The organism is Eubacterium album (assembly GCF_025336545.1).
GTDB lineage: Bacteria > Bacillota > Clostridia > Lachnospirales > Lachnospiraceae > Eubacterium_U > Eubacterium_U album.
The window spans coordinates 1-619 of record NZ_JAODBU010000025.1 but is presented as its reverse complement, the minus strand read 5'-3'; the positions used below and the strand labels follow the sequence as shown (position 1 = coordinate 619).

Here is a 619-nt window from a genome sequence, read left to right as displayed (position 1 = left end):
GCGATGCGCTAAGGGGAAACACCCGTACCCATCCCGAACACGATGGTTAAGACCTTAGCGGCCTATGGTACTATGCTGGAGACGGCATGGGAGAGCGGGTGGCTGCCAGATTAAAGAAAGAAACATCGAAAAGATGTTTACATAGATGCTGGTTTTGACCAGTGATTAGATATCAGAAAAGATTTTGATATGTAATGACTGATTAAAACAGTCAAAAAGATTGTACATTGAAAACTGCATACTGAAATAATCTAGAAAAAGAATGTCATATAGTAAAATATATGCACATGCCAATTTCAAGACATCCGAGGCGCATCGAAAGATGCGAACAAACACAAGAGAAAATAAACTCAAAAGAAAGCCATCCGGTGTAACGCTATACACCGAGAGAAAAGATGGTTAAGCTAATAAGAGCGCAGGGTGGATGCCTTGGCACTAAGAGCCGAAGAAAGACGTGATAAGCTGCGATAAGCGACGGAGAGGAGCAAATATCCAATGATCCGTTGATTTCTGAATGGGGAAACCCGGCTGGAAGAACTCCAGTCACTGCATGGTAAATACATAGCCATGCAGAGGGAACCCGGTGAACTGAAACATCTAAGTAGCCGGAGGAAGAGAA

Annotated in this window: 2 rRNA genes; both read left to right on the top strand. The window is 43.3% G+C overall.

What is annotated here, in order from left to right:
* A 5S ribosomal RNA gene (gene rrf / locus N5B56_RS13380) occupies window positions 1-111 on the top strand; the annotation flags it as partial.
* A gap of 286 nt (window positions 112-397) precedes the next feature.
* Window positions 398-619 (top strand): 23S ribosomal RNA (locus tag N5B56_RS13375); the annotation flags it as partial.